This is a genomic window from Streptomyces sp. NPDC031466, assembly GCF_055581265.1.
The window spans coordinates 242518-258507 of sequence record NZ_JBVIJT010000006.1 but is presented as its reverse complement, the minus strand read 5'-3'; the positions used below and the strand labels follow the sequence as shown (position 1 = coordinate 258507).

The 15990-nt window shown below is 73.7% G+C and carries 16 protein-coding genes; 6 read left to right on the top strand and 10 right to left on the bottom strand.

The window, feature by feature from the left end; genetic code table 11:
- Positions 1–130 precede the first annotated feature (130 nt).
- Genes ACZ5GP_RS16455 through ACZ5GP_RS16445 form a run of 3 tightly spaced genes read right to left on the bottom strand, consistent with a single transcriptional unit; the run spans position 131 to position 3358 of the window.
- Positions 131–1006, bottom strand: coding sequence for an acyl-CoA dehydrogenase family protein (locus ACZ5GP_RS16455; RefSeq protein ID WP_468751486.1), 876 nt, complete (start codon positions 1004–1006; stop codon positions 131–133).
- An 8-nt stretch (positions 1007–1014) separates the two neighbouring features.
- Positions 1015–2157: an acyl-CoA dehydrogenase family protein gene (locus tag ACZ5GP_RS16450; RefSeq protein ID WP_468751485.1), complete on the bottom strand. Its 1143-nt coding sequence runs from the start codon at positions 2155–2157 to the stop codon at positions 1015–1017.
- Positions 2158–2164: 7 nt separating this feature from the next.
- A complete protein-coding gene (locus ACZ5GP_RS16445; protein ID WP_468751484.1) occupies positions 2165–3358 on the bottom strand; it encodes an amidohydrolase family protein in 1194 nt (397 codons plus the stop codon).
- 178 nt (positions 3359–3536) lie between these two features.
- On the opposite strand from ACZ5GP_RS16445, the gene ACZ5GP_RS16440 reads away from it, so the two are divergent.
- Positions 3537–5105 (top strand): class I adenylate-forming enzyme family protein, encoded by a 1569-nt coding sequence (locus tag ACZ5GP_RS16440; RefSeq protein WP_468751483.1) that lies wholly within the window; start codon positions 3537–3539, stop codon positions 5103–5105.
- A gap of 37 nt (positions 5106–5142) precedes the next feature.
- Here the strand turns inward: ACZ5GP_RS16440 and ACZ5GP_RS16435 are convergent, their stop codons facing one another.
- The gene (locus tag ACZ5GP_RS16435) at positions 5143–5655 is read right to left on the bottom strand and encodes an EF-hand domain-containing protein (RefSeq protein WP_468751482.1); all 513 of its coding nucleotides are present in this window, start codon (positions 5653–5655) and stop codon (positions 5143–5145) included.
- 116 nt (positions 5656–5771) lie between these two features.
- On the opposite strand from ACZ5GP_RS16435, the gene ACZ5GP_RS16430 reads away from it, so the two are divergent.
- Positions 5772–6233, top strand: a complete 462-nt coding sequence (locus ACZ5GP_RS16430; protein WP_468751481.1) for a hypothetical protein — start codon at positions 5772–5774, stop codon at positions 6231–6233.
- A gap of 24 nt (positions 6234–6257) precedes the next feature.
- On the opposite strand, the gene ACZ5GP_RS16425 is transcribed toward ACZ5GP_RS16430, so the two are convergent.
- Together ACZ5GP_RS16425 and ACZ5GP_RS16420 are read right to left on the bottom strand one after the other, a co-directional pair.
- The gene (locus ACZ5GP_RS16425; protein WP_468751480.1) at positions 6258–6632 is read right to left on the bottom strand and encodes an STAS domain-containing protein; all 375 of its coding nucleotides are present in this window, start codon (positions 6630–6632) and stop codon (positions 6258–6260) included.
- A gap of 61 nt (positions 6633–6693) precedes the next feature.
- Complete coding sequence (locus tag ACZ5GP_RS16420; RefSeq protein ID WP_468751479.1) at positions 6694–6858, bottom strand: hypothetical protein; 165 nt, start codon at positions 6856–6858, stop codon at positions 6694–6696.
- Positions 6859–6888: 30 nt separating this feature from the next.
- On the opposite strand from ACZ5GP_RS16420, the gene ACZ5GP_RS16415 reads away from it, so the two are divergent.
- On the top strand, positions 6889–7485 hold the full coding sequence (locus ACZ5GP_RS16415; protein WP_468751478.1) for a sigma-70 family RNA polymerase sigma factor: 597 nt from the start codon (positions 6889–6891) through the stop codon (positions 7483–7485).
- Positions 7482–8792, top strand: coding sequence for a zf-HC2 domain-containing protein (locus ACZ5GP_RS16410; RefSeq protein ID WP_468751477.1), 1311 nt, complete (start codon positions 7482–7484; stop codon positions 8790–8792). Before ACZ5GP_RS16415 ends, ACZ5GP_RS16410 begins: the two co-directional genes overlap by 4 nt.
- 39 nt (positions 8793–8831) lie before the next feature.
- On the opposite strand, the gene purU is transcribed toward ACZ5GP_RS16410, so the two are convergent.
- Together purU and ACZ5GP_RS16400 are read right to left on the bottom strand one after the other, a co-directional pair.
- Positions 8832–9713, bottom strand: a complete 882-nt coding sequence (gene purU, locus ACZ5GP_RS16405; RefSeq protein WP_468751476.1) for a formyltetrahydrofolate deformylase — start codon at positions 9711–9713, stop codon at positions 8832–8834.
- A 43-nt stretch (positions 9714–9756) separates the two neighbouring features.
- Complete coding sequence (locus ACZ5GP_RS16400) at positions 9757–10257, bottom strand: SCO4402 family protein (protein ID WP_468751475.1); 501 nt, start codon at positions 10255–10257, stop codon at positions 9757–9759.
- A gap of 118 nt (positions 10258–10375) precedes the next feature.
- Here ACZ5GP_RS16400 and ACZ5GP_RS16395 point away from each other — a divergent pair, with 118 nt between their 5' ends.
- Entirely contained in the window at positions 10376–11650 is a 1275-nt protein-coding gene (locus ACZ5GP_RS16395; RefSeq protein ID WP_468751474.1) for an ABC transporter substrate-binding protein, read from the top strand.
- Between the two features lie 50 nt (positions 11651–11700).
- Here the strand turns inward: ACZ5GP_RS16395 and ACZ5GP_RS16390 are convergent, their stop codons facing one another.
- Both ACZ5GP_RS16390 and ACZ5GP_RS16385 read right to left on the bottom strand, forming a co-directional pair.
- On the bottom strand, positions 11701–13353 hold the full coding sequence (locus tag ACZ5GP_RS16390; RefSeq protein ID WP_468751473.1) for a hypothetical protein: 1653 nt from the start codon (positions 13351–13353) through the stop codon (positions 11701–11703).
- Between the two features lie 149 nt (positions 13354–13502).
- The gene (locus ACZ5GP_RS16385; protein WP_468751472.1) at positions 13503–14891 is read right to left on the bottom strand and encodes a transcriptional regulator; all 1389 of its coding nucleotides are present in this window, start codon (positions 14889–14891) and stop codon (positions 13503–13505) included.
- A gap of 383 nt (positions 14892–15274) precedes the next feature.
- Here ACZ5GP_RS16385 and ACZ5GP_RS16380 point away from each other — a divergent pair, with 383 nt between their 5' ends.
- A complete protein-coding gene (locus ACZ5GP_RS16380) occupies positions 15275–15934 on the top strand; it encodes a bifunctional DNA primase/polymerase (RefSeq protein WP_468751471.1) in 660 nt (219 codons plus the stop codon).
- Positions 15935–15990: the final 56 nt, after the last annotated feature.

Here is a 15990-nt window from a genome sequence, read left to right as displayed (position 1 = left end):
GGGATGGCTCAGCCTCAGAACCACTCGCATCTGACACAAGGTACCCGAGCCGGACACCGACTCCGGGCCGTGACGAGTCACGCGTAGGACACAACCCGATATCAACGCTCCGTAGTGTCACTGTCCGCATTCACAGCGCATCGGCAAGCGCTTCCGCCGCCGCGTCCGCGGTCTGCCCCAGCTCCGCGCGCACCCAGGCCCGCTTGAGGTGCAGGTGCACCTCGGCCTCCCAGGTGAAGCCCATGCCGCCGTGCACCTGGAGGCAGTCGCGCGCGTTGCGCACGGCCGCGTCGTCGGCCAGCAGCTTCGCGCCGCAGACCTCCAGCGGGTCGCCGGTCACGGCGGCGGCGTACACGGCGGCACGGGCGACCTCGGCGCGCACGAGCATCTGCGCGCAGAGGTGCTGCACGGCCTGGAAGGCGCCGATGGGCTGTCCGAACTGTGTACGTACGCGGGCATACCGGACGGCCAGCTCACCGGTGCGGGCGGCGCTGCCCAGCTGTTCGGCGGCGTGCAGGAGCGTTCCCCGGCCGGGCGCGGGCGGTCCCGGTACGCGGTGCAGCGGCGTCAGCGGGTCGAGCGAGCGCAGCGCCACCGCGCCGGCCGCGTCCCCCTGGACGACGTCCGCCTCCGCCAGCCAGGGCACCAGCGTCCCGTCGACGGCCGTCACGACGGTGTCCCCCGTCGCGGCGCCCGCCACCTCGCCCGCCGCCAGGAACGTCGCCACGGCGGGCCCCGAGAGCAGCGCCCGCCCCGCCTCCTCGAAGGCCAGTACGGCCTCCGGCGGCCCGAGCCCGACGCCGCCCCGCGCCTCGGGCAGCGTCAGCGAGAAGAATCCGGCCGCGCCCAGTTCCCGCCACAGCCCCCGGTCGAGCCGGCCCGCGCCCTCCGGAGAGGGCTCCCCCTCGCCCGACCGCACGCAGTCCCGGGCGGAGAACCGCCCCTCCAGGAGCTCCCGCACCCCCACCCGCAAGGCCCGCTGGTCATCCGTCAGTTGGAAATCCATACGGAGCCTCACCGCCCCTTCGGGAGGCCGAGGATGCGCTCGGCCACGATGTTCTGCTGGATCTGCGAGGTGCCCGCGGCGATCGTGTACGACAGCGACGACAGCCGCTCCAGGGCCCACGGCCGTTCGAGGTCCAGCGCACCGGCCCCGAGCACCTGCGCGGCGGCGTCGTACAGCTCCTGGCGCGCGTGCGAGTACCGCAGCTTGAAGACCGAACCGCCCACCCCGGGCACGCCCCCCGAGCGCTGCGCCTCGCTCACGTTCCACTGCGTGAGGCGCCACAGCGCCGAGAACTCCGCGGCGAGCCTGCCGAGTCTGCGGCGCAGCGCCACATCGTCCCAGCGGCCGTTCGCGCGCGCCTCGCGCGCGATCTCGCCGAGGACGCGGCGGCAGGCCACCACCTCCCCCACGAAGGCGGTGCCGCGCTCGTAGGAGAGGGTCACCATGGTCACGCGCCAGCCGTCGTCCTGCTGCCCGACGCGGTTCGCGACCGGCACCCGCACGTCGTCCAGGAACACCTCGGCGAACTCGGTGGAGCCGGCCAGGGTGCGCAGCGGGCGCACGGTGACCCCCGGGGCGTCCATCGGCAGGGCGAGCCAGGTGATGCCCCGGTGCTTGGGCACGGCCTCGCTCACCGGAGTGGTACGCACCAGGAGTTCGCACCAGTCGGCGACCTCCGCGTGCGAGGTCCAGATCTTGGACCCGCGTACCACGTAGTGGTCGCCGTCCCGCCACGCGCGCGTGCGCAGCGACGCGAGGTCGGAGCCCGCGTCCGGTTCGCTGAACCCCTGGCACCACACCTCGTCGCCGCGCAGCACGGGCGGCAGCCACCGCTCGCGCTGTTCGGGGGTGCCTTCGGAGGCGATGGTGGGCCCGGCGTGCAGCAGGCCCACGAAGTTGGCGCCCACATAGGGCGCGCCCGCCTTCTCCGTCTCCTCCAGGAAGATCAGTCGCTGCGTGGGGGAGGCGTCCCAGTGCACCTGGCCGTACCCGGCGTCGTGGAGCATGCGCTGCCAGCCGGTGTCGTACGCGCGCCGCCCCGGCCAGTCCCCCGGCGAGGGTGCCGGGGGCAGCTTCGCCAGCGCCGTGGCGAGCCACTCGCGCAGCCCGGCCCGGAAGGCTTCCTCCTGCTCGGTGTACGTGAGGTCCACGCGCGGCCTACTTGTCCAGGTCCAGGCCGAGCATGCGGATGGCGTTGCCGCGCATCAGCTTGTGGATCGTCTCGTCGTCGAGTCCCCGGACGTGGTCGAGGGCGACCTCCTTGGTGTGCGGGAAGGTCGAGTCGACGTGCGGGTAGTCGGTCTCGAAGGTGGCGTTGTCCCGGCCGACGACGTCCAGCGAGGCCACGCCGTGCTTGTCGCGGAAGAAGCAGCAGAACATCTGCCGGTAGTAGTACGTCGAGGGCGGCTCGGGGATCAGGTCCTTCACGCCGCCCCACGCGCGGTGCTCCTCCCACACGTCGTCGGCGCGCTCCAGCGCGTACGGGATCCAGCCCATCTGGCCCTCCGAGTAGGCCAGTTTGAGCGTCGGGAACTTCACGAGGACGCCGCTGAAGAGGAAGTCCATCATCGAGGCCATGGCGTTGTTGAAGGAGAGCGCGGCCTGTACGGCGGGCGGGGCGTCGGGGGAGGCGGCCGGCATCTGGGAGGACGAGCCGATGTGCATGTTGACGACGGTGCCGGTCTCCTGGCAGATCGCGAAGAAGGGGTCCCAGTGGCCGGAGTGGATCGAGGGCAGCCCGAGGTGGGTGGGGATCTCGGAGAAGGTGACGGCCCGCACGCCCCGCGCGGCGTTCCGCTCCACCTCGGCGACCGCGAGGCCGATGTCCCAGAGCGGGATGATGCACAGCGGGATGAGCCGGCCGCCGCTGTCGCCGCACCACTCCTCGACCATCCAGTCGTTGTAGGCGCGGACGCAGGCGAGGGCGACCTCCTTGTCGTGCGCCTCCGCGAAGGTCTGCCCGCAAAAGCGCGGGAAGGTGGGGAAGCACAGGGACGCCTCGACGTGGTTGAGGTCCATGTCCTTCAGCCGGGCGACGGGGTCCCAGCAGCCGCGCCGCATCTCGGCGCGCGTGATGCCCTCCAGGGTCATGTCGTCGCGGTCGAAGCCGACGGCGGCGATGTTGCGCTTGTACGGGAACTTCAGGTCCTCGTAGATCCACCAGTCGGCGGGCGGCCCGTCGGGGTCCATGGTGATCCGGTACTTGCCACCCACGTAGGCGAGTTCGCCGATGCCGGTCGTCAGGGGCCTCGGGCCTCGGTCGCGGTACTTGGCGGGCAGCCAGGTCTCGAAGAGATGCGCGGGCTCGATCACGTGGTCGTCGACGCTGACGATCCGGGGAAGCTCGGTCATGGTCCCTCCTCCGGTCATCCCTCCGGCCCTTCCGGGTAATCTGATGACCCGTCAGAAAGCAGGCTAGCCCCGCGCCTATGGACCGACAAGGCGCCGAGGCCTACGCTCTGCGCACGATCTGACGGGCCATCAGCCCAAGTGACCGCGCGTCCGTTCCTGGCCGACCCGGGGGGATCACATGAGGACCACACGGCACGAGAGCGCGCACGAGCTGGCCGCCTCGCGCACGCTCTGGGAACTGGTCGAGCGCCGCGCCGCCCGCACCCCCGACCGGCCCGTCCTCATCCAGGCCGCCGCCGACCCCGCCGACGACCGCACGCTCACCTTCGGCGCCCTGCGCGAGCGCGCCGAACGCGTCGCCGCCGGGCTGTACGGCATGGGGGTGCGCCCCGGCGCGGTCGTCGCCTGGCAGCTCCCCACCCGCCTGGAGACCGCCCTCCTGACCTGCGCGCTGGCCCGCCTCGGCGCCGTGCAGTCCCCCCTCATCCCCTCCTACCGCGACCGCGAAGTCGGCTTCGCGCTGCGGGAGTCGAAGGCGGAGTTCTTCGCGACACCCGGCGTGTGGCGGGGCTTCGACCACCGCGAGATGGCGCGGCGGCTCGGCGCCAGAGGCGTCTTCGACGCGTACGACGCACTGCCCGACGCCGACCCGACCGTGCTGCCTCCGCCGCCCGCCGAGGGCACCTCGGTGCGCTGGATCTACTGGACCTCGGGCACCACGTCCGACCCCAAGGGCGTGCGGCACACCGACCGTTCGCTGCTCGCCGGCGGCTCCTGCCTGGCCCACGCGCTGCGCCCCACGGAGTCGGACGTCGGGTCGATGGCGTTCCCCTTCGCGCACATCGCGGGCCCCGACTACACGATCATGCTGCTCCTGTACGGCTTCCCGGCCGTCATGTTCGAGCACTTCGCGCTGCCCGACGCGCTCGACGGCTACCGGCGGCACGGCGTGACCGTGGCGGGCGGGTCGACGGCCTTCTACTCCCTGTTCCTCGCCGAGCAGCGCAAGCTGCCGCCGGGCCAGAAGGTCATCCCGACACTGCGGCTCCTGGCGGGCGGCGGCGCGCCCAAGCCCCCGGAGCTCTACCACGCCGTCGTACGGGAGATGGGCTGCCGGCTCACCCACGGGTACGGCATGACCGAGGTCCCGATGATCACCATGGGTGACCCGGACGACACGGCCGACCACCTGGCGACGACGGAGGGCAGACCCCCCGCCGGCATGGAGATCCGCGTCACCGGTCCCGCCGGCGAGCTGCTGCCCACGGGGACGGACGGCGAGATCCGGCTGCGCGGGGAGGCCGTCTGCCGGGGCTATGTGGACCCCGAGCAGGACGCGGCCGCCTTCGACGCCGACGGTTTCCTGCTCACCGGGGACCTCGGCCACCTCACCGCGAGTGGCCACCTGGTCCTCACCGGGCGGGCCAAGGACATCATCATCCGCAAGGGCGAGAACATCTCCGCCAAGGAGATCGAGGACCTGCTGCACCGGCACCCGGCCATCGGCGAGGCGGCGGTCGTCGGGCTGCCCGACCCCGAGCGCGGGGAACGGGTCTGCGCGGTCGTGGAGCGGCAGCCGGGCGCCGCCGAGCCGACCCTGGAGGAGGTCACCTCGTATCTGCGCGGAGAAGGCCTCTCCCCCCACAAGCTGCCGGAGCAGCTGGAGGTCGTCGAGGCGCTCCCCCGCAACGAGACGCTGCGCAAGGTCCTCAAGTACCGCCTGCGGGAGCGCTTCGCCCCGTCCTGAGACCGGTGCGAACCGCCCCCGGCCACGGGGCGGAGGGCTACTCGGAGACCGTGAAGTACTCCGCGACGGCCGCCACGATCTCCTGCTCGGCGACCTTGCCGTCGCCGTCCGTGTCGAGCGCGCGGGCCGCCGCGTCGGCGATCTCCTCGGGCACCTCCAGCGCTTCGAGCGCGCGCTCGATCTCGGCGGGGGCCAGCGATCCGTCGCCGTCCGCGTCGGCGACGGCGAGGGCCGCGTGCAGGAAGGGCCGGGCGATCTCCGCGAACCGCTCGGGGTTGTCCCGCAGCCGCTTCACCGCCCCGCCGATGAACTCGCCCCTGGTGATCCGCTGGTCGCCGTCGCGGTCCGCGATCCCGGCCATCCCCTGCCAGAACGCCTCGGCGCCGATATAGAGGGCCTGCCCCTTGTCGGACCGCGCCGTCGCGCCGAACTCCTTGCACAGGGCGGCCGCCGCCGTGCTGAAGTCCTCCCGGGAGATGTAGCCGTTGCCATCCTGGTCGAAGGTGGCGAACCGGGCCGCGATCCTACGCTCGTACTCGGCACTGTCCATGGTCTTCGGGCTGCCTCACTTCCGCGGTCGGGTGCTCTTGAGGGGATGGGTACCCACCGCGAGCGAGCGTACGTCTTGGAAGCCGCACCGGAGGGTGATGTGCTGCACTGTCACCCGTGGAAGCTGTCGCGGCGAGTGTCATAGCGGTGCTGGGAACCCTGCTGGGCGCGGGCGTCACCCACGTCTTCCAGCGCCGGGCGATCGCGCGGACGGAGGACTTCACGCGCCGCGAGAAGCTCCGACAGGAGCGCGTCGACGCCTACAGCGCCTACGCGGGCGCCCTCGTCAACTACCGGCGGGTGCTGCTCGACCGGTGGTTCAGCAGACACGAGAACCGGCCCGAGGACGGCGTCGAGTCCCGCTTCCGCTCCTACGAGCTGCGCTCCGCGGCGCAGGAGGCGCTGTTCCGGGTGGAGTTGCTCACGGAGGACGACGAACTGGCCGGGCTGGCCCGGCGGGCACTCGACGCGGTCACCGATCTGCACAAGGCCCGCGACCGCGACGAACTGACCGAACGGCGCGTCGTCTCACTGGGCGCGGTCGACGCCTTCGTGTCGGCGGCCAAGCGGCACGTCTGACGCGCGGGGGGTCCACGCGGGGGTCTACGCGGAGAGCGGGGTGGCCTCCTCGTCCAGGGCCGCGCCGACGTCCGGGAAGACCTCGAAGAGCCTGCGGACGCCGAGGGCCGCGAGGACCCGGTTGACGTGGCTGCCGTCGACGGCGCCCTGCGCGGGCAGGATCAGCCGCAACCGGCCCTGGCAGGAGCGGATCAGACGGCGCGTGGCGATCAGCACGCCGACCCCGCTGGAATCGCAGAACAGCACGTCGGACAGGTCCAGGACGACACTGCGGCGGCCGTCCGCCACCGCGTCGTGCACCCGCTGGCGCAGCACGGGCGAGGTCAGCAGGTCCATTTCGCCGCGGACGCGCAGCACGGCCCAGCCGGACTCCTCGTCCACCGTCACCTTGAGCGTCACGCGTCACGCCTCTCGCTCGCCCTGCCCGTCCCGCCTGTCCGGAGTGATCCGGAAGCGGTCCCTACGCTTCGTCCTGCTCGGCTGCCCCACCGCTCTCCTCATGAAACACCAGCGGACCACCGTCAATATCATCCGGGATCAGGCCGAGCGCACGCTTTGCCGCAAACAGGAGTGCGCTGTCAGTGCCGCCGACTACATTCGAGGGGTAGTCGGAAAACTTCAGCACGGTCGGGCAGGGCGAGCGCGAGGGGGCCGCATGCCGAAGGACGCGCCGCGGCGCCGGGACCGCCGGATGCAGCAGCGGCTGGCGCACGGCGAGGCCGCCGCGCTGGGCGAGCTGTACGACCGCTTCGCGCCGCTCGTGCACAGCCTCGCCCACCGCGTCCTCGGCGACGAGGGCGGCGCCGACCGCATCACCCGCGAGGTCTTCGCCCACCTCTGGGAGAACCCCGACGCGTACGACCCCCGCCAGGGCCCCCTGCGCTCCTGGCTCGCCGGGCTCGCCCACCGACGGGCCGTCCACCGGCTGCGGCAGACCGGGTCCGCGGCCCTCGCCCGCGGCGGCGAGGGCACCGCGCAGGACCTGGAGCGCAAGGTGCGGCGCGCCTCGGCCGCCGCCCGCGCGGACTACATCGTCACGGCCATGCCGGCCCCGCTGCGAGCCGCTCTCGAACTCGCGTACTTCCAGCGGCGCGACTACCGCCAGACGGCCGCCGACCTCGGCGTGACGGAGGACGAGGCCCGGCGCAGGCTCCGCCTCGGCCTCCAGCTCCTGTCCACGGCCCACGACACCGCCGACCCCTCGGCGGGCCCGTCCGCCGGCTCCTCGCCCGGCCTCGGGACGGCGCCGTGACCGGCTCCGACCGCCCCGAGCCGTACGAGGACCCCGAGAGCCGCGAGCCGCCCGGGGCACCGCGGCCGGCGGACGCCACCGGGGTGCGGGGCGGCCCGCGCATACCGCTGCCGCGCTCCTCCGCGGAGGACACCGGGCAGGCGCCCCCTGCCGGGCCCGGGCCGCTCGTCCTCGACCACCGCGTCCTGCGGTCCCTGCTGGGTGCCTGGGCGCTGTCCGCGTGCTCCGCGGCGGAGGCCCTCGCCGTCGAGGAGCACCTGGGCGAGTGCGGGCCGTGCGCGCAGGAGGCGCTGCGGCTGCGGGACGCCGTCACCCTGCTGCACGCCGAGGAGAGCCTCGACCTCGACCCGGGCCTGCGCACCCGCGTCCTGGCGAGCTGCCTCGGCCGGCGCCCGCCCCGCATCCCGGTGCCCGAGTGGGCCCTGCCCTACGACGCGGAGAGCGCCCGCCTCGACGCCCTGCTGCGGGACATCGGCGGCCCGGAGTGGCACGCCCCGGTGCGGCTGCGCTGGTTCGAGCAGGACGGCCCGGTGAGCAGGAAGACCACCGTCGCCGGGGTCATCGCGCACCTCCTCGCCGTCGACGGCCTGGTCGCGATCGCCCTCGGCCTCGACGACCCGCTGGGCCCCGAGGAGGCGGGCCCGCGCCACCCGACCCGCCGCACGGAGGCGTACTGGCGCGCCTCGCGCCTGCCGCCCACCCGCGCGGTGCGGGGCCCGTGGCGGGACCAGACGCACGAGATCGTCCGCACGGTGTCGTTCGCGGGCGACGGCTCCGGGCGGCTGCCGGTGCCGTACGGGACGGAGCAGGCGCCGCCCGGCGAAGGGCCGGGACACAAGATCGAACTGCCGCTGCGGGACGCGATGGTGGACCGCGCCTTCGAGTGCTGGATCCACGCGGGCGACATCGCCCGCGCCGTCGACTACCCCTACGACCCGCCCGCGCCCCGGCACCTCCACCGCATGATCGACCTCGCCGCCCGGATGCTCCCCGCCACCCTGGCCGACCGCCGCCGCTCCGGGCTCGCCGCGCCCTCGCGGGACCTGGTCGCCGCGGGCGCGCCGGGCCGCAGCCTGCGCCTGGAGATCGAGGGGGACGGCGGCGGCGAGTGGTTCATCGCGCTCGACTCGCCGGGCGCGCGGGCGTCCGCCGAGCGTGAGGTGGCCCATGTGGCGCTGGACGGCGTGGAGTTCTGCCGCCTGGCCGCGGGCCACGTCTCACCGGTGGAAGCGGCGGCGGGCCAAGGCGGCGACCGCGAGGCCGTCCGCGACGTCCTGTTCGCGGCGGCGTCCCTGAGCAGACTGTGAGCCGACCGGCAGCCGTCGTCCCCGTGCCTGCGCGCGGAGTTACGCGAAGACGACCGTCCGTCGCCCGTTGAGCAGGATCCGGCGCTCGGCGTGCCACTTCACGGCGCGCGCCAGCGCCTGGCACTCCACGTCGCGGCCGATCGCCACCAGCTGGTCGGGCGTCACGCCGTGGCCGACCCGCTCGACCTCCTGCTCGATGATCGGCCCCTCGTCGAGGTCGGCCGTCACATAGTGCGCGGTGGCCCCGATCAGCTTCACGCCGCGCGCGTGCGCCTGGTGGTAGGGCTTGGCGCCCTTGAAGCTCGGCAGGAACGAGTGGTGGATGTTGATGATCCGCCCGCTCAGCTCCCTGCACAGGTCGTCGGAGAGCACCTGCATGTAGCGCGCGAGGACGACCAGCTCGACCTCCTGCGACCGCACGATCTCCAGCAGCCGCGCCTCGGCCTGCGGCTTGGTGTCGCGGGTCACCGGGATGTGGTGGAAGGGCACGTCGTAGGAGGCGACCAGCTCGGCGAAGTCGGTGTGGTTGGAGACGACGGCGGCGATCTCCACCGGCAGCGCGCCGATCCGCGAGCGGAACAGCAGGTCGTTCAGGCAGTGCCCGAACTTCGACACCAGCAGGACGACCCGCATCTTGTCCTCGGCGCGGTGCAGCTGCCAGTCCATGTGGAAGGAGTCGCCGATCGCGGCGAAGCTCGCCCGCAGCTTGTCGACGGTCACCGGGGCCTCGGCGGAGAAGTGGACGCGCATGAAGAACAGTCCGGTGTCGTGGTCGCCGAACTGCTGACTGTCCTCGATGTTGCAGCCGGTCATGAAGAGATAACTCGACACGGCGTGCACGATGCCCTGCTTGTCGGGGCAGGAGAGGGTGAGGACGTACTGCTCAGCGGGCGTGGCGGGGGCGGCGGACTGCTCGTTCATGCGGCCAAGGTTCCCATACGCGCGGGGCCGGCGCGGCAGGCGTTCAGGCGGTTCGCGTCAGGATGCGCAGCACTTCGAGGGTCCGCGGCGGCTCGTCGGGGTCCTCGCCGTCCGCCACGGCCATGCGGACGTGCGCGTCCCGCGCCGCCCGTACCGCGTCGGGCCAGCCCGGGTGCTCCAGGTAGACGGAGACCATCGCGTCCGGCCCGACCTCGTGCATGATGCGCAGGACGCGCAGCACGGCCGTGTCGACGAGGGCCGCCTCCTGCGGGTCCCGGAAGATCGTCCCGACGTACTTCTCCGCGGACCAGTTGTCCAGCCAGGTGTCCTCGACCAGCCGGTACACGGCGTCGGTCACATCCCCGTACTCCTCGCGGCCCGCGAGCCAGCACTCCCGCTGGAACGCGGGGTCGGAGAGCATGTGCAGCGCCGAGCGCACGTTGCTGCGCCAGCGCCACCACGGCATGTCATTGGTCGGCATGCCGCCCATGGTGCTGGAGCGACGGCCGCGACGGGAAGACTTCTCCGAACCTTGCACGGTCATCGATCGTACGTTCCCACCTCATGCACGCGAACCGGCCCCCGCCCGTTCACCTTCATGTCACTGTCCGTTGAAGGCGAGTCACTCCACGGTTGGCCCTCCGACGGCATTGTGCGGGGACATGACCGGCAGGCGACGCACCTTCCTTCCCCGCCCCCTTCGAACCGCGGTCCTCTCCGCGGCCGCCGCGGCGGCGAGTACGTCGCTGGTGGCCGGCTGCGGGGTCATCCCTGGCGCCACGGGGGGTTCCGGGGATGGCCCCATCACCGTCATGACGTGGGCGCCCGAGAAGACCAGGGCCACCAACAAACCCGGCGTCCCGGCCATGGCCCAGGCCTACGCGCGCTGGGTCAACGCGCACGGCGGCCTCGACGGCCGCGAGCTGCGGGTCCTGACCTGCAACGACCACAACGACCCGGTCGGCGCCGCGGACTGCGCGCGCGAGGCGGTCGACCAGGACGTGGCGGCGGTCGTCGGCGCCTACAGCCAGCACGGCGGCGCCGCCCTCGCCCCGCTGGAGGTCGCCGGCATCCCCTACATCGGCGGCTACGGCGTCACCGACGACGAGTTCAGCAGCCCCCTGTCCTATCCCGTGAACGGCGGGGAACCGGCGCTCCTGGCGGGCAACGGCCGCCAGCTCGCCGCGCGCTGCGACCGGGTCTCCCTGGTCCGCCCCGACACCCTCGCCGGCGACGAGCTGCCCAAGCTGCTCAACTCCGGTCTGCGCGACGGCCACCACAAGCCGGTCGCCGACATCCGGGCCCCCGAGGACGGCACCGACCTCACCCCGCAGGCCGAGCAGGCCCTCAAGCACGCGGGCACCAAGGACGGCTGTGTGACGGCGGCGCTCGGGGCCCGCACCGACACCTTCTACGACTCCTTCCGGCGCACCAGCGGCGACTATCCGCCGGTGCGGATCTCCTCCGTGCTGGGCAGCGTCGACCAGTCGCTCGTGGACCGCACCGGCGGCGCGAGCGGCCCCTACGAGGGGGCGTACGTCACCGGCTGGTACCCCGCGTCGGGCGATGCCCGGTGGGCGCACATGCGCGAGGTCATCCGGGAGCAGGCCTTCGGCGACAACCGGGTCGACCCGGCCGACGCGGGCGTCCAGACGACCTGGATCGCGTACACCGTCCTGAAGCGGGCCGTCGAGTCGCTGCACGGCAAGGAGGTCACCGCCCGCACGCTGCGGCGCGCCCTCGACGGCGGGCTGCGGGTCGAGACGGGCGGCCTCACCCCGACGCTGAGCTGGCGCTTCGAGGACCTCATCGCGGCCGGCGAGTATCCGCGCCTGATCAACTCCGGTGTCACGTTCCAGGTCGTGCGCGAGGGGCGGCTCGTCCCGGCGCGCAAGGGGTTCGTGAACGTGGAGCAGACGCTGGAGCAGTCGGCGTAGTCCCCGTCGGGGCGGTCCGCGGGCCGCCCCGACGGGGACTCATGCGGGGACTACAGCTGGGACTTCTCGCGCGTGGTCAGCCCGTACTTACGGGCGATCGCGTTCCAGTGGTCGGCCGCCTGCGCCTTGGCGGCGGTCGCCTCGCCGCTCGCGCGGTTGCCCGCGCCCTGCTGCGGGGTGCTGCGCGCCTGGCCCTTCCTGCACCCCTTCTTGCCGGCCACCTGGTCGGCCCAGGCCGCGTAGTGGTTGTCGGCGGACGCGGAGGCCTTCCACGCCTTGTTGAGGGAGGTCGTCAGCAGGTCGTTGGCCGGGAGCTTGTCGACCTCCAGGGCGGCGAGCCGTCGGACGAGGCCGTTGCGCTGGCGGGCGGCCGCGCGCAGGTCCTTCGCCGACTCGTCCAGGTTCTGGCACCGGCCGACGTTGCGTACGGCGGCGATGACCATGTCGCGGCTGTTGTTGCTGTCGGCCAGCAGCTTGTCCAGGGCGACCGCCTGCTTCTTCGCCGGGTCGGCGGTGGGCGAGGGCCGCTCGTCGGCGGGGGCGGACGCGGAGACGGGCTCGCCCGTGTCCGCCTTGTCGTCCTCGTCGCCGCCGGAGCTGAGGAGTGCGCCCGCGCCGACGCCGAGCACGGCGATACCGACGCCGACGGCCACGATGAGCGGCACCTTCGAGCCGGTGCGGGTGCGGCGGCCGCCGTGGCCCCCGTCGCGTGCCGGGGCCGGGGCCGGGGCGGGAGCGGGCGCGGGCGCGGCGGCCGGGCTCTCGAAGCGGGGCATCTGCTGCGTGGAGGCGGGCCCCTGGTCGGCCTGCGGCTCGGTGCGGAAGAGGCTGTCGAACTCGGCGGGCGGCTGCCGGTCGCCGGGGGCGCCGGGGCGGATGCCGTAGGGCGCGGCGGGCGGCTCGGGCGGCACGGCGTTCCCGCCGGGGACGGGGGCGAGGAACTGGGTGGGCTCGCTGTCGGACGCCGGGCCGGGCGCGGGCGCCTGGGGGTGACCGAGATACCGCGTGGCGTCGGGGGCGGGCGCCTCGGGCGGCAGGGCGCCGGGTCCCACCGGGGGTATGTACTGCGTGGCGCCCTCGTCGACCCCACTCGTGGGCACGGGCGGGATGAACTGCGTGGCGTCGGCGTCACCCCTGGCGGCGGGCGGCAACGGCATGCGCCGGGCGTCGTAGCCGCCCTGTGCGTCGTACCCCTGCTGCTGGGGGTCGTGGCTCTGCTGTCCGCCGTAGCCCTGGCTCTCGTGGGAGTCGCCGTACGCGCCCTGCGGGCTCTGCGAGCCGTAGGAGCCCTGTGAGCCGTACGAGGCGTCCGCGCCGTACCCGGGGTCCGACCCGTACGAGGCGTGCGCACCGTACGCGGGGTCCGATCCGTACGAGGCGTCCGCGCCGTACGCGGGGCCCGAGCCGTACGAGGGGTCCGCGCCGCCGTACGGGGCCTGCGCGCCCTCCGGCGGCAGGGGCATCGCCTGGGGCGTCCCGCCGTCCCAGGACGGGCCCTGGCCGCCCTGCGGCGGGCCCGCCGTGTCGGGTCCCCAGGGCTGGCCCCAGGGCGTGCCGCCCGCCGGGGTGGCCTGGCGGCCCGCGGTGCCGGGCAGCAGCGGCTCGCTGCCGTCCGCGGGCAGCACGACGCCTTCGTGGGCGGGCCGGTCCGCGGGCTGCCGCGGATCGGAGGAAGCAGCGCCCTGACCGCTCTGCTGCGTCACCGGGACTCCTACACATGGGGGACCTACGGAACCGTCGGCTCACGCTACCGGGTCCCCGCAAGCCTCTGCCACGCAGCTCAAAGTTACGGCTCCTGCCCAGCGCCGCGAGTAACAAAACCTCCCGCCCGGACGCTGATAGCATCCGCGCCTCACGCCGCCTGGACGTCGAGGCGCGCCCCGAACTCCCTTACCACCGGCTCCTCCCGGAAGGGATCGAGGCGCTGCTGGAAGTCCTCCAGGTACTCCGCACCGCGGTTGGAGCGCAGGGTGCCGAGGAGCTCGACGGCCCTCAGGCCCGTGTGGCAGGCCTGTTCGACCTCGCGCCGCTGCACCTGTGCCGTGGCGAGCAGGACGAGGCCGATCGCGCGCCGCCGGGCCCGGGTCTCCGGGTGCCCGTCCAGGGACTCCTGGGCGCTGCGCGCCGCCGCGTCGGCCTGGCCGAGGTCCCGGTGACAATGCGCCATTTCATCGGCCAGATACGCGTGGTCGAAGTGCCGGATCCACACCGGGTCGTCGCCGGATTCCCCCTCGCCCGCCGCCCGGTCCATCGCCTCGACCGCGCGTCCCGCCACCGCCTGCGTGGCCCGCGCGTCCCCGAGCAGCGCGTGCCCGCGCGCCTCGGCCGCGTAGAACATCGCCTCCGCGCGAGGCGTGACATGCCCGCGCGCCCCCTCCTGCGCGGCCCGCGCCAGCTGTGCGATCTCGCGCGGGTTGCCGAGCTGGGCGGCGAGGTGGCTCATCGAGGCGGCCAGCACATACCCGCCGTAGCCCCGGTCGTCGGCCGCCTGTGCCAGCCGCAGCGCCTGGATGTAGTACCGCTGGGCGAGGCCGGGCTGGCCGGTGTCCACGGCCATGTAGCCCGCCAGCTCCGTCAACCGGGCGACGGCGGCGAACAGTTCGCGCCCGACCGCCTCCCGGTAGGAGCCGGCGAGCAGCCCGGAGACCACGGAGTTGAGGTAGTGCACGACGACGGGACGCACATGGCCGCTGCCGTACTGGTGGTCGAGGCGGGTCAGCGCCTCCGTCATCGCCTTGACCGCGGCCACGTCCGCCATGCCGACGCGCGGCCCGGCCGTCCGCCCGACCTGGGCGTCCGGCGAGGAGATCAGCCAGTCGCGGCTGGGCTCCACGAGCGCGGAGGCGGCGACGGTCGAGCCGGACAGGAAGTCCCGGCGGCCCACGTCGCTGCGCCACAACTCGCAGACCTGCTCGATGGCGCCGAGAACGGTCGGCGAGAACTGCAGGCCCACGCCCGAGGCGAGGTTCTTGCCGTTCGCCATGCCGATCTCGTCGATGGTGACGGTGCGGCCGAGCTTGCGGCCGAGCGCCTCCGCGATGATGCCGGGCGCCCGGCCGCGCGGCTGCTGCCCGCGCAGCCAGCGGGCCACCGACGTCTTGTCGTAACGCAGATCGAGACCGTGCTCCGCGCCGCACATGTTGACCCTGCGGGCGAGGCCGGCGTTGGAGCAGCCGGCTTCCTGGATGAGCGCTTGCAGCCGTTCGTTGGGCTGCCGCGCGACGAGAGGCCTGGCGGCCATGGCGTACCCCCTGAGTGCACCGTCGACCATCGGGAACGGGGCGGCCGTCGAGACCGCCCCACGACGATCAATGCCCGTGCGGCAAGGCGAAGATGCGCCACGAAAGAGGCATAAGAAGCCATGAAGAACCACAAGTACGACAATGTGCCGACTAGCGGTGCATCGGGCTTCCCCCGGGACCGTCCACCGGCCGTGACCGGCTTCCCGGAGGCCTCCTCCGAGGCGTCTTCCGAGCGCCCTCGGCCTGGCTACCCGCACATGGATGCCATTTCCCCCGCGCGCCCCCGGCCGTGCACCCATGCGCCCCGTCCGCAGGATCGATGCTCCCTCTCCGCCCTCGCGTGCGCCCGTAACCCGTGGTGGTGCGGGGAGTTGAGGTCTGCGTGGAAGAGACCATCGGAGTCACCTCGGCCGCGCGGATCCCGACGCAGCGCGCAGAAGCCTTACCGGACACGGCCGTGCGCTACGCGGAGGAGCGTCACTGGGACATCTTCCCCGGGACCTGGCTGGAGTCCGCCGAGGGCACCGAGCGGTGCTCGTGCGGCGACCCGGCGTGCGCGGCACCCGGCGCGCACCCGGCGCGCGAGGACTGGGCGACCCAGGCCACCGGCAGCGCGACCGTCGCCCGGCGGCTGTGGCAGAAACAGCCCAAGGCGTCGATCCTGCTGCCCACGGGGCGCACGTTCGACGTGATCGACGTGCCCGAGACCGCCGGGTTCCTCGCGCTCGCCCGCATGGAGCGCATGGAGCTGACCCTCGGCCCGGTGACCCGCACCCCGGGCCGGCGCACCCAGTTCTTCGTGCTCCCCGGCGCCGCCGCCAAGGTCCCCGACCTCGTGCGCGGGCTCGGCTGGCCGCCGGCCGCCATCGACCTGGTCGCGCTCGGCGAGGGCGCCTACGTCGCCGCTCCCCCGACCCGCGTCGGCGCCTCGGGCGCGGTCCAGTGGGCCTGCCGCCCGACCGCCGCCAACCGCTGGCTGCCGGACGCGGAGGAGATCATCTCGCCCCTGGCGTACGCGTGCGGCCGGGAAGCCCGGCGCTGACCGCTCCGCGGGGCGCTGCCCCGTACCGCGCGCCGAGAAGGGGGCGCCCCCGTATC